Origin of the sequence: Falsiphaeobacter marinintestinus, assembly GCF_007923355.1 — a bacterium.
Taxonomy (GTDB): Bacteria; Pseudomonadota; Alphaproteobacteria; order Rhodobacterales; family Rhodobacteraceae; genus Phaeobacter_A; species Phaeobacter_A marinintestinus.
The window spans coordinates 180,622-202,803 of record NZ_VOGO01000006.1 but is presented as its reverse complement, the minus strand read 5'-3'; the positions used below and the strand labels follow the sequence as shown (position 1 = coordinate 202,803).

General features: G+C 59.7%; 19 protein-coding genes. 5 read left to right on the top strand and 14 right to left on the bottom strand.

Annotated elements, in window-relative coordinates; all coding sequences use genetic code 11:
- Positions 1 to 169 precede the first annotated feature (169 nt).
- The 3 genes from FOY56_RS14550 to FOY56_RS14540 are packed head-to-tail and all read left to right on the top strand — an operon-like array spanning position 170 to position 2,517.
- Entirely contained in the window at positions 170 to 1,120 is a 951-nt protein-coding gene (locus tag FOY56_RS14550; RefSeq protein ID WP_146346588.1) for a formylglycine-generating enzyme family protein, read from the top strand.
- 60 nt (positions 1,121 to 1,180) lie between these two features.
- A complete protein-coding gene (locus FOY56_RS14545) occupies positions 1,181 to 1,810 on the top strand; it encodes a TetR/AcrR family transcriptional regulator (RefSeq protein WP_186766336.1) in 630 nt (209 codons plus the stop codon).
- On the top strand, positions 1,807 to 2,517 hold the full coding sequence (locus tag FOY56_RS14540; protein WP_146346586.1) for an SGNH/GDSL hydrolase family protein: 711 nt from the start codon (positions 1,807 to 1,809) through the stop codon (positions 2,515 to 2,517). Before FOY56_RS14545 ends, FOY56_RS14540 begins: the two co-directional genes overlap by 4 nt.
- On the opposite strand, the gene FOY56_RS14535 is transcribed toward FOY56_RS14540, so the two are convergent.
- From FOY56_RS14535 to FOY56_RS14495, 9 genes are all read right to left on the bottom strand, one after another.
- Positions 2,514 to 3,674, bottom strand: coding sequence for an FAD-binding oxidoreductase (locus tag FOY56_RS14535; protein WP_146346585.1), 1,161 nt, complete (start codon positions 3,672 to 3,674; stop codon positions 2,514 to 2,516). The two genes, FOY56_RS14540 and FOY56_RS14535, sit on opposite strands and share 4 nt — an antisense overlap.
- Positions 3,671 to 5,188, bottom strand: a complete 1,518-nt coding sequence (locus FOY56_RS14530) for a phytoene desaturase family protein (RefSeq protein ID WP_146346584.1) — start codon at positions 5,186 to 5,188, stop codon at positions 3,671 to 3,673. The genes FOY56_RS14535 and FOY56_RS14530 overlap by 4 nt, the downstream gene beginning before the upstream one ends.
- Positions 5,189 to 5,430: 242 nt before the next feature.
- On the bottom strand, positions 5,431 to 8,565 hold the full coding sequence (locus tag FOY56_RS14525; protein ID WP_146346583.1) for an efflux RND transporter permease subunit: 3,135 nt from the start codon (positions 8,563 to 8,565) through the stop codon (positions 5,431 to 5,433).
- 3 nt (positions 8,566 to 8,568) lie between these two features.
- Positions 8,569 to 9,720, bottom strand: a complete 1,152-nt coding sequence (locus FOY56_RS14520) for an efflux RND transporter periplasmic adaptor subunit (protein ID WP_146346582.1) — start codon at positions 9,718 to 9,720, stop codon at positions 8,569 to 8,571.
- 199 nt (positions 9,721 to 9,919) lie between these two features.
- Entirely contained in the window at positions 9,920 to 10,501 is a 582-nt protein-coding gene (locus FOY56_RS14515) for an amino acid synthesis family protein (protein WP_146346581.1), read from the bottom strand.
- On the bottom strand, positions 10,494 to 11,336 hold the full coding sequence (locus FOY56_RS14510) for a UPF0280 family protein (protein WP_146346580.1): 843 nt from the start codon (positions 11,334 to 11,336) through the stop codon (positions 10,494 to 10,496). The genes FOY56_RS14515 and FOY56_RS14510 overlap by 8 nt, the downstream gene beginning before the upstream one ends.
- Position 11,337: 1 nt before the next feature.
- The gene (locus tag FOY56_RS14505; protein WP_146346579.1) at positions 11,338 to 12,792 is read right to left on the bottom strand and encodes a 6-hydroxynicotinate reductase; all 1,455 of its coding nucleotides are present in this window, start codon (positions 12,790 to 12,792) and stop codon (positions 11,338 to 11,340) included.
- A 156-nt stretch (positions 12,793 to 12,948) separates the two neighbouring features.
- Entirely contained in the window at positions 12,949 to 15,669 is a 2,721-nt protein-coding gene (locus FOY56_RS14500) for a molybdopterin-dependent oxidoreductase (protein ID WP_146346578.1), read from the bottom strand.
- Positions 15,666 to 16,508 carry an FAD binding domain-containing protein gene (locus FOY56_RS14495; RefSeq protein ID WP_146346577.1) on the bottom strand — a complete coding sequence of 281 codons (843 nt, stop codon included), beginning with the start codon at positions 16,506 to 16,508 and terminating at the stop codon, positions 15,666 to 15,668. The genes FOY56_RS14500 and FOY56_RS14495 overlap by 4 nt, the downstream gene beginning before the upstream one ends.
- A gap of 106 nt (positions 16,509 to 16,614) precedes the next feature.
- On the opposite strand from FOY56_RS14495, the gene FOY56_RS14490 reads away from it, so the two are divergent.
- Both FOY56_RS14490 and FOY56_RS14485 read left to right on the top strand, forming a co-directional pair.
- Positions 16,615 to 17,046 carry a MarR family winged helix-turn-helix transcriptional regulator gene (locus tag FOY56_RS14490; RefSeq protein WP_146346576.1) on the top strand — a complete coding sequence of 144 codons (432 nt, stop codon included), beginning with the start codon at positions 16,615 to 16,617 and terminating at the stop codon, positions 17,044 to 17,046.
- Between the two features lie 14 nt (positions 17,047 to 17,060).
- A complete protein-coding gene (locus tag FOY56_RS14485) occupies positions 17,061 to 17,462 on the top strand; it encodes a VOC family protein (RefSeq protein WP_146346575.1) in 402 nt (133 codons plus the stop codon).
- Here the strand turns inward: FOY56_RS14485 and FOY56_RS14480 are convergent, their stop codons facing one another.
- The 5 genes from FOY56_RS14480 to FOY56_RS14460 form a co-directional block, all read right to left on the bottom strand.
- Entirely contained in the window at positions 17,463 to 18,158 is a 696-nt protein-coding gene (locus FOY56_RS14480) for an ABC transporter ATP-binding protein (RefSeq protein WP_146346574.1), read from the bottom strand.
- Positions 18,158 to 18,868 (bottom strand): ABC transporter ATP-binding protein, encoded by a 711-nt coding sequence (locus FOY56_RS14475; protein ID WP_146346573.1) that lies wholly within the window; start codon positions 18,866 to 18,868, stop codon positions 18,158 to 18,160. Before FOY56_RS14475 ends, FOY56_RS14480 begins: the two co-directional genes overlap by 1 nt.
- A complete protein-coding gene (locus FOY56_RS14470; RefSeq protein ID WP_146346572.1) occupies positions 18,865 to 19,809 on the bottom strand; it encodes a branched-chain amino acid ABC transporter permease in 945 nt (314 codons plus the stop codon). Before FOY56_RS14470 ends, FOY56_RS14475 begins: the two co-directional genes overlap by 4 nt.
- The gene (locus FOY56_RS14465) at positions 19,806 to 20,732 is read right to left on the bottom strand and encodes a branched-chain amino acid ABC transporter permease (protein WP_146346571.1); all 927 of its coding nucleotides are present in this window, start codon (positions 20,730 to 20,732) and stop codon (positions 19,806 to 19,808) included. The genes FOY56_RS14470 and FOY56_RS14465 overlap by 4 nt, the downstream gene beginning before the upstream one ends.
- Before the next feature lie 105 nt (positions 20,733 to 20,837).
- Complete coding sequence (locus FOY56_RS14460; protein WP_146346570.1) at positions 20,838 to 22,145, bottom strand: ABC transporter substrate-binding protein; 1,308 nt, start codon at positions 22,143 to 22,145, stop codon at positions 20,838 to 20,840.
- Positions 22,146 to 22,182 lie beyond the last annotated feature (37 nt).

The following is a 22,182-nucleotide window of genomic DNA, read 5'->3' as shown; positions in this document are numbered from 1 at the left end:
ATGCCGACGTAGGCTCCAGCCTGATCCAGAACGACCAAACCTGCGTCTTTTGATTGAGCGTGACGGATCGCTCGATTATGCCATGTTGCAGCGGGCACTGTTACCAATTCGGGTGCCTGGCCGACCTGAAACCGAACCGCACTGGCCGAACCTTGAGATGACCGCTGACATGACCTCTGACGATCCTGAAACCAAATCGTGCTGTTTGCCTGCGGCCAACCGGCCATCCTGTGCACCAACCAACACGCCGGACGCGTCAACGACCGAGCGCGTTCCCGACCACGCCGTTCTGGTTCCCGGCGGCATTGGGTTGATCGGAACCGATACGCCGTTTTTTCTGATCGACGGCGAAGGCCCCTTGCGCAAGGCCAGGATCAAACCGTTCCGCATCGGGGCAACAACCGTCACAAACGCCGAATTCGCGGTGTTTGTCGAAGAAACCGGGTTTGTGACCGAAGCGGAACGGTTTGGCTGGTCCTTCGTGTTCTGGGCACAGGTCCCGGACAGCGTGGGGCCCACCCGCGCTGTGGCCGGTGTCGAATGGTGGCGCGTGGTCGAAGGTGCAAGCTGGCGCGACCCCAATGGGCCGGGAACCGGGCCAGACACCTGGCATCCCGACCACCCGGTTGTGCATGTGTCATGGAACGACGCGACAGCTTTTGCCAGATGGGCCGGAGGGCGGTTGCCCACCGAAGCCGAATGGGAACATGCTGCGCGGGGCGGATTGGGCGACGTGGCCTTCCCGTGGGGCGTGCAAGAACCGAACGACACCGATTATCAGCCCTGCAACATCTGGCAGGGCCGGTTCCCCGACACCAATCTGCTGCTGGATGGCCATGACACCACAGCACCCGCCCACAGCTTTGACCCCAACGGGTACGGTCTTTTCAACATGGTCGGCAACGTCTGGGAATGGACATCCGAAACCTATCGCGTCCGGTCGCTGCGCAAAGAGGTCAAGGACAGGCTGAAACAGATGAAGGGGTATCGATTGTCAAAAGGAGGGTCGTTTTTGTGCCACAAAAGCTATTGTTTTCGCTATCGCATCGCAGCGCGGTCCGGAACTTCGCCAGACAGCACCACCACGCATCAGGGGTTCAGGGTCGTCTGGCCTGCCTGATTTTCCGGTGACCTTGACGCTCCGGCTTGCTTGCGCTTGCCTTGGCGAAACAGCACACTGTTGCAACGCAGCAAAAGGATCGGGACGCTGGGGCAAAAGGCAAACACCTATCACCACGGAGACCTTGCACAGGCGCTTGTGACTGCGGGACGCGCAATTCTGCGCGAGCAGGGGCGAGACAAGCTTTCCCTGCGCGCCGTCGCGGCCCGGGTCGGTGTCAGTCAGGCTGCACCCTATTCCCACTTTGCAGACAAGAAAGCCCTGTTGCGCGCCATCTGTGCCTCGGGGTTTCGCGAACTTGCCGACACGCTGGAGGCTTGCAGGTCAAGCGATCAGGACCCAAGCAGCCAGATTTTGGATTTCGGCACGGCTTACGTCGATTTTGCGCTGAACAACCCCGAGATCTATCGGCTGATGATATCGACCCTTGATCCGGTCCCGAAGCGCGCTGAAAGCAGCCGTGACCAGTTGATCGAAGAAGCGACCCGGCCCTATGCCCTGCTGAATCAGGCCTTTCGAGAACTGGTTCCAGATACAAAGCGCGCCGACACCCTGACGATCGGCGCATGGTCCATGGTGCATGGGTTGGCGTCGCTGATCGGTGAAGGCCTGGTGGATCTGCCCCCCGGCGGCCACCGAGAAGTGCTGCGGGCCCTCACCGGATCCCCTTCGACAGAGCAACTGAAATGATCCGCAGATTGACGCAATATCCGGTGGCGGTCGCGCAAGCCATACAGGTCATCAGGGTTGCTCAACGTTTGCCCGAACCCGATGGCGCCCGTGCCGGGGCAACCGGGGCCGGGTCTGATCTGAAACTGCTGGTGTTCGGGGATTCATCGGCTGCCGGTGTAGGTGTAACCAGACAACAAGATGCGCTGGCTGGCCATCTTGTGGCCGGGCTGTCCCTGCATCACACAGTGTCCTGGCAGTTAGAGGCGACATCCGGCGCGACAACGGTCTGGGGGGTAAAAACCCTTCAGGATCTGGCCCCGGCACAGGCCGACATCGCGGTGCTGTCCTTGGGTATCAACGATGTGAAGAACGGCGTTCCGCAACGGATCTGGGCCAAAAACGTTGACGTCATTCTGACGCTGCTCACCCAAAGGCACAGCGTGCGGCGCGTGTACTGGACGGCCCTGCCCCCAATCGGGCGGTTCCCGTTGCTGCCTGACCCGCTGCGGGCACTTCTTGGACAACGCGGCGACCGGTTTGACGCAGCACTCAAGGGTTTGATCCATGCCCGGCCCGAAGGCCGGTACGTCCCGCTGGATCTGGATCTGGACGAAACGCATATGGCCCCGGACGGGTTTCATCCGGGACCACGTATCTATGCCGAATGGGCGGATCGTGTCTGCACGGCGATTCTTGATGAACCGCTGCAAGACACCGGTCGTTAAAGCAGGATCTCGATATCTGATAACGGATAGGCAACGCACGAGTGCACCCAGCCAAACCGTCGATCAGACTGGCGCAACTTTGCCTCGGACGGGCTGAACACCTCACCTGACAAGACCTTGACCCGGCACAGGCTGCATTCGCCCGACCGACAGGCGTTTTCAGCCTCATACCCGTTGCGTTCCAGCGCGTTCAGCAGCGGCTCTCCTGCCGTTGTCTGAAATGATCCGCGCCCGCTCACAGTTACTGTCACCGATTGATCAACCGACGTTGTGTCAGGCCAGCCCTCACGCAACTGGGGGGCAACCGGCGGACCATTCGCTTCGATGTGAACCCGTTTGTCCGGCATACCCGTCTTGCGCAATTCGGCCCCGCAAAATGTGTTCATCGCGGGAGGGCCGCACAGGTAGACCGTTTTGCGGTCCAGCGGCGTACACAGGTCAGAAATCAACGCAGCATCAATGAAACCGGTGCGATCCTTATACCCGGCTTCAGGCTCTGACATCACGCGGGTGACCGTCAGGAAGTCATGCTGATCTTCCAGATCGCGCAACGCGGCATCAAAGATCACGTCGTCCGACCTGCGCGACCCATAAATCAGATGGAACCTGACCGGCAGCTGTCGCGCGGCGATGTCCCGGATCATGCTGATCGCAGGGGCCACACCGGACCCGCCTGCCAGAAACACCAGATCGCGACCATGGTGGATCGGGTTGACATAGAACGATCCCATAGGGCCGGTTGACGTCAGATGGGCACCCGGTTGGATTTGATCGACAAGGTAAGGGCTGACAAAGCCCTGCCCGATCTTGCGCACGGTCAGATCGTAATGCCCCCGGTCCTGCGGCGCAGACGAGATTGCATAGGGGCGCGATGTATTCACTCCATCCACGGTCACAAAAAGATTGACGTATTGCCCGGCCAGGAACGGCGGCAGACCGCCGTCGGGGCTGGTCAGGCGCAAAGTCCGGGTCGTTGCGGTTTCCACAATCACATCTGACACCACAAGGTTCAGACGCTTGGGGTGCAGGGCGTTGATCCGGCCCGCCACCTTGGCTGGGACATCAGCGAAGTCCTGACCATCCTGCACCATGTCTTCGATCCGGGACCGCGCCGCATCAAAACCGTCGATCACACTGCGAATATCCATGCCGGTCATGCTGCGTTTCCCTTGGTGTTCTGTTTGCGCAAGATAGAGGCCGCAACTGCCGCCCCCGCTTGGTATGTGGGTTGAAAGCCGCCCATACCGGTCCACGACCCGGCCAGATGCAGACCATCAACCGGGCGTACCCGATCACGCACAGCACCGTGTTCGGCGATGGTCTGATCAAAACCATAGATCGCACCGCCCGGCGTATTGAGATAGCGCATCATGGTCACCGGCGTGCCGATTTCGATTTCTTCGATGTGCTGGCGAAAGTTCGGGATCACATTTTCGGCCAACGCGATCAGCTTTTCGGCATAGGCGAATTTGGTCGCAGCATACTCTTCGGGCGCAATGCTGTCCCACGGCTCACCATATTGCAGGCACATCAATGCGGCGACGGACTTGCCTTGTGGCGCCATCGTCTTGTCGCCCACCGTGTAGCAGGTGAAAAGACATCCCAGCGGGTCTTCAAACCCTTTGGATCGCGCGTACTGCTGCTTGTCATCTATCGTGGTTGCGATGAAGTTCGTTGCGGCCTCAAGCCCCAGATCCTCAGGCGTGCAATCAAGGCCCATGTACAGCACGAAACCCGACACCCCCATGCGGCGCGATTTGAAATCTTCGCGTGCGTTTTTTGCCAGTTCAGGACGATCCAGCAACTGGTTGTAGGTCAGAACCGAACTTGCATTCGACACCACCTGATTGCAGGTGAAGACATCGCCATGTTCAGTGCGCACCGCGCTGACACCGCCGCCTTCGGTCAGGATCTTTTCTGCGCCACAGTTGAAGCGCACATCGCCGCCGGCCTCAAGAAAGCTCTCCAAAAGCGCGTTCGACAAGGCTTGCGATCCGCCTTCGATATGCCAGGGTTTCATCGCGGCATAGGCATAAAGCATCACACCAAGATCGCTGAACGGCAGCCGATCCAGCGGTTGCCCCGCATAGCCCCAATAGCCGCCGAGCACTGCTTTCAGAACCGGGCTGATAAAGAACTCGTCCATCACGTCTTGGGTGCTCTTCAACCCGTATTTGACGAAGTTCCGACAGTTTCGTTTGAGCACGTCCGGGTCACCAGACCGGCGGGCATTTGGCAGCGCCATATAGGTTTCGAGCGTGATGACCTCGCAAAGGTCCATAAACTTCTGGATCGCGTCAGCTTCTTCGGGGAATTCGGTGCTCAGGGTCTGAACGATCCCGCTAACGCTGGCTGGCAAGGTGATATCAATCACCCCGGGCACGGCGTAGCGGTAAAGGTGATGCTCTTCGATGAACGTGACTTTGTCAGTCACGCCCAGACTGTCAAAGACATGGCGCAGAACGGCTGGTTGTTTCTCGGTTCCCAACCCCGAGAGCTGGTGCAGCGCCACCTCGAATTCGTAATCCCCGCGCACGAATGAGGTCGCGCAGCCGCCGGGAATGTTGTGTCGCTCCAACAGCAAGGTCTGCATCCCGCCGCGTTGCAAAGCGACAGCAGCCGAAAGGCCCCCATTCCCTGCCCCAATGACAATGGCGTCAAAATCTTTCACGGCTGCATGCCTCCCATCTATCTTTACAGTGTTAAGTTAGATGGCCGGGACGACTTTCGTCAAGCCTGACGTAAGCGTCGCGACGTTACGATCAGCATCGGCCCCGGCGCGGGTGCCGGGGACGCAAAGCACTGGATCGGGATCGGAAAAAGCGCGTCGCACAGGGCGCTATGCGCCCAAAAGCACTTGCTGGGGAAACAGCAAAAGCCCCGCCGAACCGACGGGCCCTTGCCAGAGCAGACTTAGCTGGAGGGGGTGTCCGGCGACTTGCGATGATCGCCTTTGATCCATTCGCGCGTGCTTTGCATGACGGCATACAACACCGGAACCACAGCAACACCGATGACGGTGGCGGCCAGCATGCCGCCGAACACCGCAACACCGATGGCTTTTTGCGAGGCCGCACCAGCCCCGCTGGCCACCAGCAACGGCACAACGCCCAACAAGAAAGACAACGCTGTCATCATCACCGCTCGGAACCGCTGATGCGCGGCTTCTGCTGCGGCTTCGATGATCGTTTTGCCTTCGGCGCGTTGCTCCATCGCGAATTCGACGATCAAAATCGCGTTTTTGGATGCCAGCCCTATCAACATGATCATCCCGATCTGGGTGTAGAGGTTAATATCGCTCCCCACGACTGAGACCGCAGTCACCGCGCCAAACAGGGCGACAATCACAGACAGCAGAATGGCCACAGGCATCGACCAGCTTTCGTATTGGGCGACCAGAAACAGATATCCGAACAACACGGCCATCGCCAAAATCACCTGCACCAACCCGCCGGACGACAATTGTTGTTGTGCCGTGCCGGTCCATTCAAACGTATACCCCGGAGGCAATGCGGTTTTGGACACTTCGGTCATGGTTGTGATTGCGTCCCCTGTCGACATGCCCTCAGCTGGGATCGCCGTGACCGTCGCCGACCGGAACAGGTTGTGGCGTTTCAGCAAAACCGGACCCAGAACGTTTTCGACATCTACCAAAGTCCCCAATGGCACCATCTTTCCCTGCTCGGACCGGACGTAGAGATTGCTGATATCTTCGACCTTGTCACGATAGGTGCCTTCGGCCTGGATCATCACACGATAGACACGGCCAAACAGGTTGAAGTCATTCACGTAATACGACCCAAGGTGGGCCTGCATGGTCTGGAACACTTCTGCGACTGACACCTGCAGGGTTTTGGCCTTTTCGCGATCCAGATCGACGAACAATTGTGGGACGTTGGCCCGGAACGTCGTATAGGATTGGCCGATTTCCGCTTCCTGATTGGCGGAATAGACCAAGGATCCGACCGCAGCCGACAAATCCTGCGGGCTGCCGCCGCCGGCTTGCTGCACTTCCATCTCGACCCCGGCAGACATGCCGAGACCCTGAATAGGTGGCGGGTTGAACGCCACAATAGACGCGGCGGATTCGCCATATGCCACACCCAAAATCTGGTCAAGAACGCCATTCGCGCTCAACTCGGGGGTCTGTCGTTCGCTCCAATTCTCCAAATTCACGATCAACATCGCGCCATTCACGGCCAAACCGTTCAGCATCGAAAAGCCGTTCACCAGAACCGTGTTCGCCACGCCGGGAATTTCACGAATGCGGTCATTGACGCGCGCCGTGACTATTTCTGTCCGCGTCAGAGTGGCCGCATCGGGAAGTTGCACATCAACAAAAAGGTAGCCGTTGTCTTCCAGCGGGATGAACCCCTTGGATGTATTGCCCATAATCACCATGGCAGCGAATCCGACGACTGCGATGATCGCAAGGCTGACGGCAGGGACCCGCAGCAAGCGCTTGACGACTGACAAATACCCACTGCGCACAGTGCCAATGACGGACTCAAAGACGGCCAGCAATCCAGTCGGCGGGCCGGACCGCGGCTTCAGGACCAAGGCACACAATGCGGGCGACAGGGTCAGCGCGTTGACCGAAGATATCACCACGGCTGTGGAAATTGTGACCGCGAACTGGGAAAACAGCCGCCCTGTGATACCCGGCATAAAGGTCACGGGCACAAAGACGGCCAGCAACACCAGCGTTGTCGCGATCACTGGCGTGGTGATCTGCCCCATCGCCTTGCGCGTGGCTTCCGCCGGGGGCAGGCCTTCCTCGGCAATGATGCGTTCGACGTTTTCCACAACCACAATGGCGTCATCAACGACGATACCAATCGCCAAAACCAATGCGAACAAAGAGATGGTGTTCAACGACATGCCAAAGGCCAGCAGAAACGCAAATGTGCCGATCAACGACACAGGGATCGCAATGGCCGGGATGATCGTCGCACGCCAGCTTCCCAGAAAAAGGAAGACCACTGAAATCACCAACACAAAGGTCAGCATCAGCGTCGAAACCACGTCGTTCAGGGACTGTTCGACAAAATCGGTCGTGTTGAACGGCACTTCATATTCGACGTCATCCGGGAATGAGCGCGCTAGCCGCTCCAGCTCGGCAGTGACCAGATCAGAGACCGCAAGCGCGTTGGCCCCCGGCGCCTGATAGATACCCAGCACGGCAGCATCGTGGCCCTGATAGTAACCCGAAGCACTGTAAAACTGTGCGCCCAGTTCGACCCGGGCGATATCCTTGGCCCGAACGATGGCCCCCGATTCCCCGGTCCGAACGACGATGTTTTCGAACTCTTCGACCGTCGTCAGGCGGCCTTTGGTCTTGATCGTGTATTGAAACGTCTGATCGTCAGGCGCGGGCGGTGCCCCGATCTGGCCGGCAGAAACTTCTATATTCTGTTCGCGGATTGCATTGATCAGATCGCCCGGCGTGATGCTAAGCGCGGCCATCTGATCCGGGTCCATCCACATCCGCATGGCATAACTCAGGTCCGTCATGACGTCGGCCTTGCCGACCCCGGCCACCCGCGCCAACGCGTCTTTCAGGTTGATCGACGCATAGTTGGACAGAAAGACACTATCGTAGGTGTCGTTGGGCGAAGACAACGTCACAACCATCAGCATGTTGGTCGACGATTTCTGCGTCACCACGCCCGATGCTGTCACTTCACTGGGCAATGTCGCCATTGCCTGTGCGACCCGGTTCTGCACGTTGACTGATGCAATATCCGGATCTGTTCCAACTTCGAACGTCACGGACAACGAATACGACCCGTTGTCTGCCGACGTCGACGTCATATACAACATGTCGTCCACGCCGTTGACTTGCGCCTCGATCGGAGCAGCCACAGTGTTTTCAACGGTTTCGGCGTTGGCCCCGGTATAGCTGGCCGAGACATTGACCACCGGCGGCGTCAGGTCAGGAAACTGAGCGACGGGCAGCACCGCATAAGCGATCGCGCCCATGATCGTCAGGACCAGCGAAATGACGAGGGCCATTTTTGGCCTGTTGATGAACACCGAAGAAAACATGCGTCAGTCTCCGGTTCCGGCAAGCACCGCATCCACGGCCACGCCGGGACGGACCCGTTGCAGCCCTTCGACGATCACAGCCTCGCCTTCGCGCAGCCCATCCAGCACAATGATCGCCGCATCGACCGTATCACCGGTCTGAATATAACGTTGTTCGACAAGTTGCTTGTCATTGACCACCAGCACGAAATCGCCCCGCTGATCGCGTTGCAAAGCTGCCTGCGGGACCAGAACACGTTCGACAGGCTCCAAAGCCTGAATGCGCACGTTCAGGAACGACCCATCAATCAGCAGACCCTCTTCGTTTTTGAAGGCCGCCCGCAGTGCCATTGCACCCGTTAAAGGATCGATCCGGTTGTCACCAAAAACGATCCGCCCGGTTTCTTCCAGATTGGTCCCGTTTGGCAGGGTCACAAAGACATCCGGGCTGCGATCAGAGCCGCCCAGCGTCGATACTGTTTCGTTCAGTTTTTCCAGAATGGTAACAAGTTGCTTTTCCGTAAGTGAGAACACCACATAGATCGGAGCTTCGCGGACCAGCGAGACCAACGGAGGGTTTCCGGGCCCAACAACATCACCAACGCTGATCTGCACCCGGCCCAAACGCCCGGGAAACGGCGCGTGTATTTCGGTATAGCTGAGATCAAGTTCAGCCTGCTGGATCGCCGCGTTGGCAGACTTGATCGCGGCCTCGGCAACCAGTTCATTGGCCCTGGCAATATCGACTTCAGAGGCCGGAACTGCGTCGCGACGCAACAGTTCTTCCTTACGTGCCAGTTCGACCTTGGCCAGCTCCAGATTGGCCTTGGCCCGGTCAAGATCCGCTTCGCGGGCATCCAGCGTGGCCTGATACAGATCCGGTTCGATCCTGAACAGCTTCTGGCCCTCTTCGACATGGGCGCCGTCCGTGACCATTTTTTCCTGAAGGAACCCGCTGACCCGCGCAATGATATCGACTTCGTCGATGGCCTCGGCCCGACCGATATAGCTCGCCTCTTCGGTAATTTCCTGACTATAGGCCGCTGCAACGGACACTTTCGGAGGAGCCTGATCCTGCGCGTGGGCTGGGCCAAGCAGCGTCAGACCGGCAACCAGCAGCGCAGCCCCCAGCTGAGATCCGAAACGGCGGGACGAAAAGAGGGGCGGTCGTGGCATGCTGCAAGCCTCGCTGGCGGTTTTCTGGTCGGAGATTTCGGTAAATCGCGCAATCTACGCGGCTTTCCGTATCTTGCTGAGAAGATCGCAGCAACGCGCAACTTTCACAAGCCGTCCCAACGATCAATCCTGAACTAGACTGTCGCAGGCGCGCGTCCATCTTTTTCGATCCGTCGTCCAGACCGTGAGACAACCGGCTTCAGCGCAAACCGTCCTCACCCTGCACGTCCGCGACGGCCAGCCCCCCCATGCGGTGGTGGATCCGCGGCCCTCGGCTCATAGCAAGGGCAAACATCAGCTCGTTCGCCCGCGGGCCGTCCGGCACGCTGACCTCCATTCCGTCAAAATGGCTGCGCACATAAGCTGCGTTGATGTGGCCCAGCGGGATATCAATGCGGGACCCGACACCGCCAACCTTCATTGACGAGGGAACGATGGCCTTTGCCGCGCCCAGCCGCGCCCGCATGGCATAGCCGCCCGGCACATGCCACAGCGCGGTGTGTTCAAGTTCACCATTCTCGCCGGCCAGCCCCGCCTTGCCATAGCCATCGATCCCCTCGATTCCCCCCATCGCGTTGATCAACTGGTCGGTCATCGTGAGGCCCAGCGGCTTCAGATCGTCCATCGCCGATTGCAGATCCTCGGTGTAACCGCCTGCAAACGGGTTCTTCACAATGGCCACAATGGCCGCACGCCGACGTGGCTGTAGCGGCGCGGCGCCCCCTTCGTGATGGATATCCTCGATAAAGGTCAGTGTCTTACGCAGGGTGAAATCAGGCATGAAGCTGTTCCTTGATGGGTTCTTGCAGAGCGCCGACACTTGTCGCTTCCCCGCACAACGTCAGATGCGCAGCCGCGATCAGGCCACGCGACAAGCAGGTTTCGGCAAAACTCCGACCGCGGCTCAGAGCCATCGCAATTTCTTCGGGTGTCAGAGCCGCCACATCCACGGTCACCAGCCGATCACCCAGATCGCTGTCAGGTCTTTGATCATTCGCTTTGCCGCGCATGACCTTGGGCGATCCCGGTAAATCGACCGCGTTTGCGATCATGGTGGCCGCAGCATCGGCTCTTGCCGCCGACTTTGCCAACACAGTCACGGCGTCAGCTATTCCCAGCGACTGACTGCGCCCGCGCCAACCCGACGTCGCAATACCGCGCACAGCGCTGCCCGCTGGGATCTCAACGCGATCTGCACGCCCCGCAGCAATCGCTGCCGTAAAGATTTCCGTTCCGGACAGATGAACCGCGATATCACCGCCATTGTTGACATAGGCGCGACGCAAATCCCCTGCCGCAGTCATAGCCGCCAGCACGGTATCAGCCACCGCACCCGCAACCGCCGCCATCGGGGTCAAGAAGGCAGGAGCAAAGGGAGCAGTAGCGGCCAGCATGCCCAAAGCGATATGACCGTTCAGTTTCGGATGATCAGCCACCGGTGTGCGCAGAGATGGCAATTCCGGCACCAGTTCGTCCAGAATTGTGACCATGCGATCATGCGCGGCACGCAAGGCGCGGTCGCGCCCCGGCCCTTCTGCATCGATGATCAGATCAATCGGCCCGTGGTTCAGGTGCAACCGCCGCCCATCCGGCAGATATGCAGCCTGCACACCCATTTCAGGTCTTGATCGGCTTCGGGGCAACGGCCCGGACGTCGGCACCGTATTCACCGCCATGTTCCAGCACGTCTTCCACCGGTCGCACCGAGGCGTCATGCCCACCAAGGGCGCGGAACTCGTCCCGCGAGGCGGTGAATTCCAACGGTGCAACGATGGCAGGTGTGGGCACATAGCCGAACGCGTTATCCGGCATCTGGGTAACGTCGGCCATGATCGTGATGCCCCCGCCCGGCCAGACATACGCTTCGGCCCCGCCACAGGTCACAACCGTTTTGCGCTGTTGAACCGACCGGGTCAGGCGCACCGGGTTTCGCGTCACGCCCGATCGCAAGGACCCACCGGCCCCCCCCATGAACATCACGGTACAAAGCGCCGGTTCACAGTTTTCCTCGATCAGATCCACGGAGGGTTTGAGCGTCTCGGGCAAAGGACGGCTTTGCGGAACCAGATTGTCATCCAGAATATAAAACCCGAACTGTTCGCCAGTTGTTGAAACCATCAACAGTGTCATTCCAGGGCGTGCGCCTTTTTTCGGGTTCCAGTCGCCAAGAATGGTCAGAGGATCCTGGATATCGGTGCCGCCCCAACCCAGCCCCGGCTCAGCCACCTGAAAATACCGCCCCGGGGTCGAACGGCGGCCTTTGATCTTGATACCAGTGTCCGGCCAGCCCAGTACCTTGCCCGCCTGGTGTTCACTGACGACGCCGGTTATGTGATCATCGACAACCACGACCTCATCGACCAATCCGTCCCATTGGGCCGCGAACATACCGATCGTGGCCGACCCGCAGCCGACGCGCATCCGCTCTTCTTTCGTACCGTCAACAATCGGGGGCTGCCCAGCCTGAACGACAACACTCGCGCCGCCGTCGACGGCCAGTTCCACAGATTCACGGTTGCACAGACGCATCAGCGCATCGCAGGTCACGCGCCCTTCGGGTTTGGAGCCGCCGGTGAGATGATCGACCCCGCCCAACGACATCATCTGAGAGCCGTATTCCGATGTGATCATCAGCCCGACAGCCTCGCCCCGACACCGTATCGTCGCGCCTTCCGCGCCCAAATGACGGTCCGTATCGATTTTCACCTTCACGCCACAATAGGAAAAGATCGCTTCGGTCACCACAGTGACGAAATCGACCCCGTCCACATCGCGGCTGACCAGGAACGGGGCTGGCTTGTAATCGGGATAGGTCGTTCCGGACCCGACAGCTGTCACGAACAGGTCGTCACCTGCGGCCAGCTTGCCATCCCAATCGGCCTTGAGAAACGGCTTTACTTCCCCGCCGGACGCGATGCGCCGGTCGAGAACAGTCAGGGGATCACAACGAATGATCCGGCCATTCTGATTGGCATAGCGATCGCAGGCCCCAACCTTGCCGTCCGCGATGAAGCACATAACCGGGCAGGCATCGCAACGGATCTTGTCTGGACGCGGACGGGCTTCAGCCATTGGAGATCTCCGACATAGCCACAATCCGATAGGGTGCGGCCTTTGCGAAACGGTTCAGCGAAGCAGGGCGCGGGCGCATCTGAGCGCTTTGCGCCCAGATGCGCCCGCGCCCTGCGGTCGGCACTCTGCTTGCAAGGTCAGTCAAATCGAAAGGGATCATGAACCCGCCCTCCGGATTGCCCGCAAAACCCGGTGTGGCAAAGCCGGAACCCGGTCGATCCGGGCACCGCTGGCATGACGGATCGCATTCAGGATCGCAGGTGCCGTCGGGATCAGCACGTGTTCGCCCAATCCCTTGGCACCAAACGGGCCTTCGGGGTCCGGTTTCTCGATCAGGATGGATCGAATTTCAGGCATATCCCCAATCGTCGGGATCAAATAATCATGCAGGTTTTCCGTGCGACCGGGCAGGTATTCTTCCATCAGCGCAAGTCCCAACCCTTGAGCGATGCCACCCTCGATCTGCCCTTCGGCCAGAAGCGGATTGATCACGCGCCCCAGATCATGTGCCGCTGTCATCCGGATCACTGTCACCGTACCCAGTTTCAGATCGACGTCCACTTCGGCGATCTGCGCGCCATATCCGTAGACCGCATAAGGAACGCCCTGCCCATTTTCGTCCAACGCCCCGGTTGGCGGATCATAGGTTTCATCGACACTCAGCACATAGCCATGCTGGTCTTCGGGCAGCGCACTCAGATCAATCCTCCGGTTGTGGGATCCGTCGGTGACTTCAATGCAATCTCCTTGCAACGAGATCCTGGCCCCCGCCCCCATGTTGGTTTGTCCGAGAATCTTTGCCCGCAGGGCCTGACCGGCCAACATCGCGGCCTTGCCCGTGACAAATGTCTGACGCGACGCCGACGTCTTGCCGCAATCCGGTGTCACAGCCGTGTCCGGGCCGACAAGCTCAAATTGGGATAAAGCGACGCCCATGGCATCGGCGCAGATCTGAGCAATGACCGTATTTGCCCCCTGACCGATATCGGCAGCCCCCTGATGGAGGCGGAGATGCCCGTGTCGGGTAAGACCCAACCGGATTGTCGACGGGTTTGGCAAACTGGTATTTCCGCAGCCATACCAGCAGGACGCAATGCCAACCCCGCGCTTGATGGTATCCTTGCTGGCATTGGCCGCCTGCGCAGCTGCAAGGGCATCTGCCCATGGGCCTTCCAGTGCCTCCAGGCAGTCTTCGATGCCCACCCCGTACAGTTCCTGCCCGCACACGGTCCGGTCACCGTCGCGCAACGCATTGATCTGGCGGAACGCGAGCCGGTCGATCCCGGCGGCCAATGCGAGATCATCAAACAAGGTTTCCTGCAGGATCGCGGCCTGTGGAACACCAAAGCCACGAAACGCGCCAGACACCGGACCATTTGTGTGAATGGCGCGGGCTTCGGCATGGTAATTCGGGATGCGGTATGGACCACAGGCATGAACCGGCACCCGCACGGCCACGGTCGGTCCCCAGCTGGCGTATGCGCCCGTGTTGAAATCTCCGTCAAACACCATCGACGTCAGTTTACCGGCCGCATCGATACCGGCCCGCGCCGTCATCTGACCAGGATGTCGCTTGGTCGTCGACGACATGCTTTCGCGACGTGTGTAAACCATTCGCGATGGCAGGCCCGTTTTCAGCGTCACCAGACCGATCAGGGGTTGCAGCGACAGGTCAAGCTTGGCCCCGAAACCGCCCCCGGCTGCAGATGGGATGATCCGTACCTGGCTTTGCTCAAGACCTAGAATCGCCGCCAGTTCATCGCGATCCATGACCGGCGCTTGCGTGCAGGCATGGATGACCAAAGTGTCTCCCTGCATCCAGGCCGCGCCTGCTTCGGGTTCGATATAGGCGTGTTCAACATAGCCTGTCGTGGCCTGCCCGCTGCAGGTCTGCGCGGCCTTTGCCAGCGCCTGTTCCGGATCACCGCAGCGGACTTTGCCTGCGATCAGCAAGTTGCCATTTCGGTCCTTGTGCACTTGCTGCGCACCGTTCGGCGTGGCCTGATCTGCCGTCATGATCGGGTCTTGCTGGTCCCATTGTACCGGAAACCCGGACAGATCCAAATGCTCGACCACGTCGGGGGGGCCTGCGATCACGGCAACCGCCTCGCCCCGCATCCGGACGACCCCATCGGCCAATGCCGGTTGGTCAACAAACGCAGGGATCACGCTGAACCGATTGCGTCCAGGGATATCGCGCGCCGTGAACACCCGCACCTGGTTGGTTTCGGCCCAGGCATCGATATCGCCGAACGAAAACCCGCCCGCGAAATGGGGCGAGCGGATCGCTTTGACCAGCAAGGCACCCTCGGGGGCGAAATCAGCACCGAACACTTCGGTTCCGTCCACCTTCGGACCACCGTCCAACCTGCGAACCGGTGCGCCAATGGCAGCGCCTGCTTCGGGGACCAACGGATCCCCTGCCCCGGAAACATCCAACACGGCGTCGATAATCTTGGCATAGCCTGTGCAGCGGCACAACACACCGCCCAAAGCGTCTTCGACGTCGGCCCGCGACGGCGTATCTGTCCGGCTCAGCAAAGCCGAGGCCGCAACAAGCATTCCGGGCGTGCAGATCCCGCATTGCGCCGCGCCATGACGCAGAAACGCCTCTTGCAGGCCCGGAACGGTGGCGATGCCCTCAACAGTCGTCACCTCCGCGCCCTGCACGCGCGCCACGGGTGTCAGGCACGCACACACCGGAGCGCCATCGATCAAGACGGTACACGCACCGCAATCGCCCGCATCACAGCCAACCTTGGTGCCCTTCAGGCCCAGATCCTCGCGCAGAACTTCGGACAGGCGACGGCCCGGATGAACGTCCAGATGCGCCTGTGCGCCATTCACGGTCAGGGCGATGCCCGGTAGGTCTTTCATGACACATCCTCCACCGCCCGTGTGACGGCACGTTGGATCAGCTCAATGGCGGCATCTTCACGATATCCTGCATCCCCGCGCACGTCATCAATCGGGGACAGGGATGGCGACACGACATCACCGGTGATGGCCTTGGCAACCCCGCCAACCGGCAGTCCGATCAACCTGGCTTCCAGCATATCCAGCCTTTGCGCCACTGGGCTACACGCCCCGACAGCAATCGCTGCCGACGCGATTTTGTCGGATCGAACAGACAGGCGAACCGCCACCATCGCAATCGAGATCACAAGGTACCGTCGGGCCCCCAGTTTGAGAAACCGGCTTGCCCCTTCGCCCGCCGAGTTGGGTATGGTGATCGCACTGACAAGTTCTCCGGGGACCAAAGCCGTTTGCCGGACCCCGATCACAAAGGACGACAGTGGAAGGCACCGCGTGCCGGTTTTCGACGTCAATTCAACCGACGCATCCAATGCCAGCAACGGCGGCACGCCATCAGCTGCAGGAGATGCGTTGCACAAATTTCCCGCGATCGTGCCTGCGGTCTGGATCTGCACCGACCCAACTTCGCGCCCGGCCTGTTGCAGCATATCAAACGCCGGCGGCAGGTCGGCCCGGATGATGTCGGCCCACGACGCCGTCGCCCCAATCCGCCAGCCATCCGCAGTCTGCTGAACGCCGCGCAAGCCCGGAATCGCCGTGATGTCCAGAATCGACCCCGGCAAGGTCGGGCGTTCGGTCGCCGGGAACAGGTCTGTACAGCCCGCCGCAACGGTGACAGATTCAGTCTCAAGGACGTCCAGTGCCTCGGCCAATGTGTCCGGGCGGAAATAAGCGTTCAAACGCGCATCTCCTCACGCTGTTGGGTGTGGGGTATTTGTTAGTGTACAAACGGATTTTGAGACAGCCGCACCGGTTCTGTCAACAACCAAGCCTGAAGGAGACGCTATGAACGGACCCGAAGCCGGAAGAAGCGACTATATCCTGGACGATCAGGTCGGGTTCGTGATGCGTCGGGTCAACCAACGACATCTGGCGATCTTTGCGCAGATGATCCCCGATCTGACACCGACTCAGTTCGCCACCCTCGCCAAGCTGTGCGAATTGGGACAGGTGACGCAAAACGCACTGGGGCGGGCGACGGCCATGGATGCCGCGACGATCAAGGGTGTGGCCGACAGGCTGCGCAAGAAGGGTTTTGTGACGTCCTTTCCGGATCCCAACGATCAACGTCGCATGTTCCTGACGCCCAGCCCTGCCGGGCGGGACGCGTTTGAACAGTTGGTCCTTGAGGCCCATAACGTCACCCGCGAAACCCTGGCACCGTTGACACCAGCTGAGCAGGACACCCTGCTGTCGCTTCTGAACAAACTGACCTGAGCGGAGACACAAGCATGGCCGACACCCTTGGACTGAACCATCTGGGCCTTGCCGTTCGGGATCTCGACGAAACCACAGGTTTTCTTGTTGGCGCGCTGGGGTGGGAAGAAATTGCCCGCGATGACAGCTATCCGCGAAACTCGGTCACCGATGGATCACTTCGCCTAACGCTTTGGCAGGTGGATCAGACCAAAGACATCGTGCCTTTTGATCGCAAAACGAATGTCGGCCTGCATCACCTCGCGCTTCAGGTCGCCAGCGATTCGGATTTGGAGCGGCTCTCCAAAACCGTCAAAGACTGGCCCGGTGTTGTCATAGAATTTATGCCCGAACCGGTTGGGGATGGCCCGCGCAAGCACATGATGTTCGCCGAGCCCGGTGGTCTGCGGCTGGAGTTGATCTGGCCCGGACCCTGATCAGACGCCCAGATGCCGTTCGATCACGCTGTGATCCTTGCGCAGCACATCAGCGTCCAGCGTTTCCAGATTGTGACCGTTTTCGATAAACGCAACGCGGTCGGCCACCGAAAGCACCGCATCGATACGCTGTTCGACCAACAGGATTCCGACACCCCGGTCACGCATGACGACGATCACCTGCCGGATTGCCTCGATCATTGATGGTTGCAGGCCTTCAGTGGGTTCGTCCAGCAACAGGTACGAAGGTTCGATACACAAGGCCCGTGCCGTCGCCAGCATCTGCTGTTCGCCCCCGGACAGGGTCTGCGCCCTCTGGTCCAACCGTTCACGCAGACGCGGAAACAGATCCAGTACGCCGTTTAGAACGTCGGCGCCTGACTTGCGCACCATCAGCCCGATCTCAAGGTTTTGCGCCACCGTCAGTTCAGAAAACAGCCGCCGCCCCTGCGGGATATACCCAACCCCGTGGCCCGGCACCTTATGCGCGGGCAGGCTGCTCAGGTCGGCTCCATTCAGTCGGACAGCACCTGACATCAAAGGCACCAGCCCCATGATCGCTTTCATGGTCGTGGTTTTGCCAGCACCATTGCGGCCCAAAAGACAAACGATTTCACCCGGCGCAACGCTCAGCGAGACGTCCCGGAGGATCTGAGCCCCGCCATAGCCTGCGTTGATCTTGTCCAGCTCCAGCATCACCCGGTCCCCAGATAAGCCGCCTGAACGCGGGCGTCAGCATGGATTTCAGTGGGCGTGCCTTCGGCCAGAATTTCTCCGAAATTCAGCACGGTGATACGATCTGCGGTTTCCATGACCACGCTCATGTTGTGTTCGATCAGCAGAATGGTTGTGGTATCTTTCAGCCCCCGCACCAGCGCCTTGAAGGCGTCGATTTCGCTGTCCGTAAGGCCTTGGGTCGGCTCGTCTAAAATCAACAACCTGGGCCTTTGTACCAGCCCCATGGCGATCTCCAGCAGGCGCTGATGGCCATAGCTGAGATCACCCGCGATCTGTTCGGCCCTGTCATTCAGATCAACCTGATCCAGCGCCGCGTGTACAGCCTGGGCCACCTGAGCTGTTCCATGCACGCGTTTGCGCGCTGCCAGAGCGACGTTTTCAAAGACACTGAGGCGCGCAAACACCGAGGTGATCTGAAACGTATAGGCCATGCCCAGATTGATGCGTTTATGCGCTGGCAGATGCGAAATGTCGGCCCCATCGAACTCAACCGTGCCCGAAGTCGGTTCAATCCGCCCGCACAAAAGGCTGACGAATGTCGTCTTGCCAGCGCCGTTCGGCCCGATCAAAGCGCGGATCTCACCCTTGGGCAGATCGAAATCCACCGCGTTCACGGCCGTGAGGCCCGCGAAATTCTTGGTCATCGCGCGGGTCGATAGCAATGTCATGGCAGCCACCGCCAGATCCGCGACCGTACCTCACCAATCAGGCCCTGCGGCGCGAACAAGGTCAGCACCACCAAGGCCACGCCCGCGATCAGCATATAGGCGCTGGTCACGTTCGACGACAGATCGATCAGGTAGAACATGAAGAGCGTTCCGATGAACGGCCCCAACGCGGTTCCGGCCCCGCCCAGAAGCACCCAGAGCAAAGGAAAGATCGAATATTGCACGGATGCGAATGTCGCCCCGACATAGCCAAACAACAGCCCATACGCCGCGCCTGCTGCTGCTGACATCGTGCCCGACAGGATCACGGCGATCAGCTTGTGACGGAACACATCATAACCCAACATCCGGGCGCGTTCTTCGTTCTCGCGGATCGCCACCAGCACCTTGCCGAACGGGCTTTGTACCAGCCACAGAACGGCAATCAGGCACAGCGCGAACAGGATAAACGCCGCGAAATACCGGTTGGTCGCGTCCGACAGGTCGATCCCCATCATCATTCGCTGCGCCTGCTGGATCACAAACCCTTCGTCACCCCGCGTGACCGACCCGAAATACAGCACGGCCAGATACCCGGCCTGCGCGAACATCAGCGTCACGATCATGAACGCCACATCCGCCGTGCGCAGCGCCAGCGCGCCCAGCGCCGCCGCGACAACTGCCCCGGCGATCAAGCCGCCAATCATCGCCGGTGCCGGGGTCGCGCCCAGCAACTGAACCGACATCCCCATTCCATACATGCCCGCCGCAAAGAACAGCGCGTGGCCAAGGCTGAGCAACCCGGTATAGCCAAACATGATGTTATAGCCCATCGCGTAGACGGCCAGCACCATGATCCGGGCAAGGTTTCCGTGGTGATAGGCCGGCAGCACAAATTGCAGCCCAAGCAACAGCGCAAGCAGCCCGCCATGCAGCAACACCGTCTTCTGCCGGTCGCTCATCGTGTCTTGACCCCGAACAGGCCCTGCGGACGGAAGACCAACACCAGTGCCACCAGCAACGTGGCAAGGATCTTGGCGAGGGTGGGTGAAAAGAAGACCGATATAATGCCATCGGACAGCCCGATCAAAATGGCCGCGAGCACGGTACCCGGCAGACTGCCCAGACCTCCGATAATCACCACGATAAAGGACAACAGCAACGGATCGCCCCCCATCAGGTAGTGCGCTTGCTGGATCGGCACGATCAGAACGGCGGCCAGGGCCGCAAGCCCTGCGCCCATACCAAAGACGATAGCATAGATCCGTTCGACCGGGATGCCAAAGGCCAGCGCGGTTTCGCGATCAAGCTGTGTGGCACGCATCAACAGGCCGATCTTCGTCCGCGCCATCATCAACCAAACTCCAACCAGAACGACCCCGGCTGCAGCAATGACCGACAGCTTGTAAGACGTCGTGCTCAACCCCCAGGGCCAGTACATCTGAAACTTGCCATCGACAAATTCGAACCACGGGATAGCAAGCCGCGTGTTGAACGGCGGCTCGACCGGGCGGGCGTCCGGGCCATAGGTCATCAGCGTGACTTGTTGGATAATGTACAGAATACCAATCGTGGCGACGATTGTACGTTCGGGGTCGTATTCTATACGTTTCAGCACCGTCATGTCCGCCACCACCGCGATCGCGGCGACCAGCAACGGCGCTATAACCAACGCTGCGGCAAACCCGACGGCCGGATGACCGCCAACAGATTGCGCCACCCACCAGGCCAGCACGGCCCCCAACATGAAGAATTCGCCATGCGCGACATTCACCACGCGCATGACGCCAAAAACCAGCGACAGGCCAACCGCCGTCAGGGCCAGAACGGCCGCGGTTACCGCGCCTTCAAGCGAGGCAAGCAAAATATAAGGACCGATTTCCATGACCTACCCGACCTGAACAGACAGCTGTCCTGTCTTTCATCTCTTTCAAAATACTCCGGGGTCTGGGGCAGAGCCCCAGCCCGTCGGCTGCCACATGACCGATGGTCAGAGAGGCTGCGTCGTATAATCCACCTCGTCGGGATACAGCGTATCTTCGATCGACGTGGTGTGCTGCAGGATCAGCTTTCCCTCGTTCACTTTCGAGATGTACTGAGGCCCGAACACCTGGTGCGTCTTGCCGTTAAACAGCTTGGTGCCCTGCGGATGCTCGTTCGATATCGGAATATCCGTCATCGCCTCGACCGCTTCGATCAGTTTGGCGCGGTCTGCGACCCCCTGATACCCGGCGGCCTCCATGCCTTGCTTGACCGTGAAGAGGGTTTCCCAGCACCCAAACATATGCGCGAAGGTCGAGATATCCTTGGGATCGGAAACCGACGCCCCGTTTTCATCCACACCGACGTGTTCGCGATAAAACTTGTCATAAGGCGTTTGGTCGGCCTGCGCATAGCGCGGCATACCTTCCCAGAAATAACTGCCCTCAAGGAACTCAAGACCCGGGCTGGCGATATCGACCGCTTCAAGCGAATCGATGAACCCGAACATCTCGGGCCGGTTCGGGCCAAAGAATTCACCCAACTCCTTGACGAACGTCAGAACCGCAGGGCCAACCATGACGTGATAAATCACTTCGGTCTGGCGCGGGATCTTGGGGAAGTATTTGGTGAATGACGTTTCGGTTGGCGGGATTGCGATATGGGCCAGAACCTCACCACCCTGCGCTTCGATCGCTGCGGTGAAATAGTCGCGGTGATCATGGCCGAAGGCGAAATCGGGGAAGATCATCGTGACCTTCTTGCCCAGGTTCGACGACACAAACGGTGCCATTGCCTGCACCTGGCTTTTCACATCGGTGATGCCGGGTTGCAGCGTATAGCGGTTCAGCATGCCGCTGGCCACGTGATGGCCCTCGGACACAACAAAATATGGGATCTTCAGCTCACCGGCGCGCGGGGCTGACCCGATCACGACATGACTGAACAAGGTCCCGAACGCGATATCGCAGTTGTGCTGAGTGGCGAACTTTTCCACCACCTCGGCGCCGCGCTTTGGGTCCGTGCCGTCATCTTCGGCAATGATCTGGACCGGGCGGCCATTGATTCCGCCCATGTCGTTGATCACCTTGGCCGCTGCGGTCGAGGTACGGTCATACCACCGCCCATACGCCGCGCCGATACCGGTGCGGTGAACCTGAAACCCGATCTTGATCGGTTCAGCACTTTGCGCGCTGGAATACCGCGCCCACAGTGGAAGCGTGGCCGCAGCCCCTGCCCCCAGTCCAAGCGTCTTAAGCGCACCTCGGCGTGTTGTGGTATTCGTTGTGGTATTCGAAGTCTTGGTCTTGCTGGTCATCGTATTTCCCCCATGCTGGAAAATCGGTCGGGCCAGT

What these genes read in the sequence shown, in the direction of transcription:
- FOY56_RS14515 (WP_146346581.1), bottom strand. Translation starts at nt 10,501, where the DNA reads ATGCCTGATTTCACCCTGCGTAAGACACTGACCTTTATCGAGGATATC.
- FOY56_RS14470 (WP_146346572.1), bottom strand. Translation starts at nt 19,809, where the DNA reads ATGAGCGACCGGCAGAAGACGGTGTTGCTGCATGGCGGGCTGCTTGCG.
- FOY56_RS14535 (WP_146346585.1), bottom strand. Translation starts at nt 3,674, where the DNA reads ATGACCGGCATGGATATTCGCAGTGTGATCGACGGTTTTGATGCGGCG.
- FOY56_RS14520 (WP_146346582.1), bottom strand. Translation starts at nt 9,720, where the DNA reads ATGCCACGACCGCCCCTCTTTTCGTCCCGCCGTTTCGGATCTCAGCTG.
- FOY56_RS14500 (WP_146346578.1), bottom strand. Translation starts at nt 15,669, where the DNA reads ATGAAAGACCTACCGGGCATCGCCCTGACCGTGAATGGCGCACAGGCG.
- FOY56_RS14525 (WP_146346583.1), bottom strand. Translation starts at nt 8,565, where the DNA reads ATGTTTTCTTCGGTGTTCATCAACAGGCCAAAAATGGCCCTCGTCATT.
- FOY56_RS14540 (WP_146346586.1), top strand. Translation starts at nt 1,807, where the DNA reads ATGATCCGCAGATTGACGCAATATCCGGTGGCGGTCGCGCAAGCCATA.
- FOY56_RS14475 (WP_146346573.1), bottom strand. Translation starts at nt 18,868, where the DNA reads ATGACATTGCTATCGACCCGCGCGATGACCAAGAATTTCGCGGGCCTC.
- FOY56_RS14550 (WP_146346588.1), top strand. Translation starts at nt 170, where the DNA reads ATGACCTCTGACGATCCTGAAACCAAATCGTGCTGTTTGCCTGCGGCC.
- FOY56_RS14510 (WP_146346580.1), bottom strand. Translation starts at nt 11,336, where the DNA reads ATGGGTGTGCAGGCTGCATATCTGCCGGATGGGCGGCGGTTGCACCTG.
- FOY56_RS14465 (WP_146346571.1), bottom strand. Translation starts at nt 20,732, where the DNA reads ATGGAAATCGGTCCTTATATTTTGCTTGCCTCGCTTGAAGGCGCGGTA.
- FOY56_RS14480 (WP_146346574.1), bottom strand. Translation starts at nt 18,158, where the DNA reads ATGCTGGAGCTGGACAAGATCAACGCAGGCTATGGCGGGGCTCAGATC.
- FOY56_RS14505 (WP_146346579.1), bottom strand. Translation starts at nt 12,792, where the DNA reads ATGGCTGAAGCCCGTCCGCGTCCAGACAAGATCCGTTGCGATGCCTGC.
- FOY56_RS14485 (WP_146346575.1), top strand. Translation starts at nt 17,061, where the DNA reads ATGGCCGACACCCTTGGACTGAACCATCTGGGCCTTGCCGTTCGGGAT.
- FOY56_RS14460 (WP_146346570.1), bottom strand. Translation starts at nt 22,145, where the DNA reads ATGACCAGCAAGACCAAGACTTCGAATACCACAACGAATACCACAACA.
- FOY56_RS14490 (WP_146346576.1), top strand. Translation starts at nt 16,615, where the DNA reads ATGAACGGACCCGAAGCCGGAAGAAGCGACTATATCCTGGACGATCAG.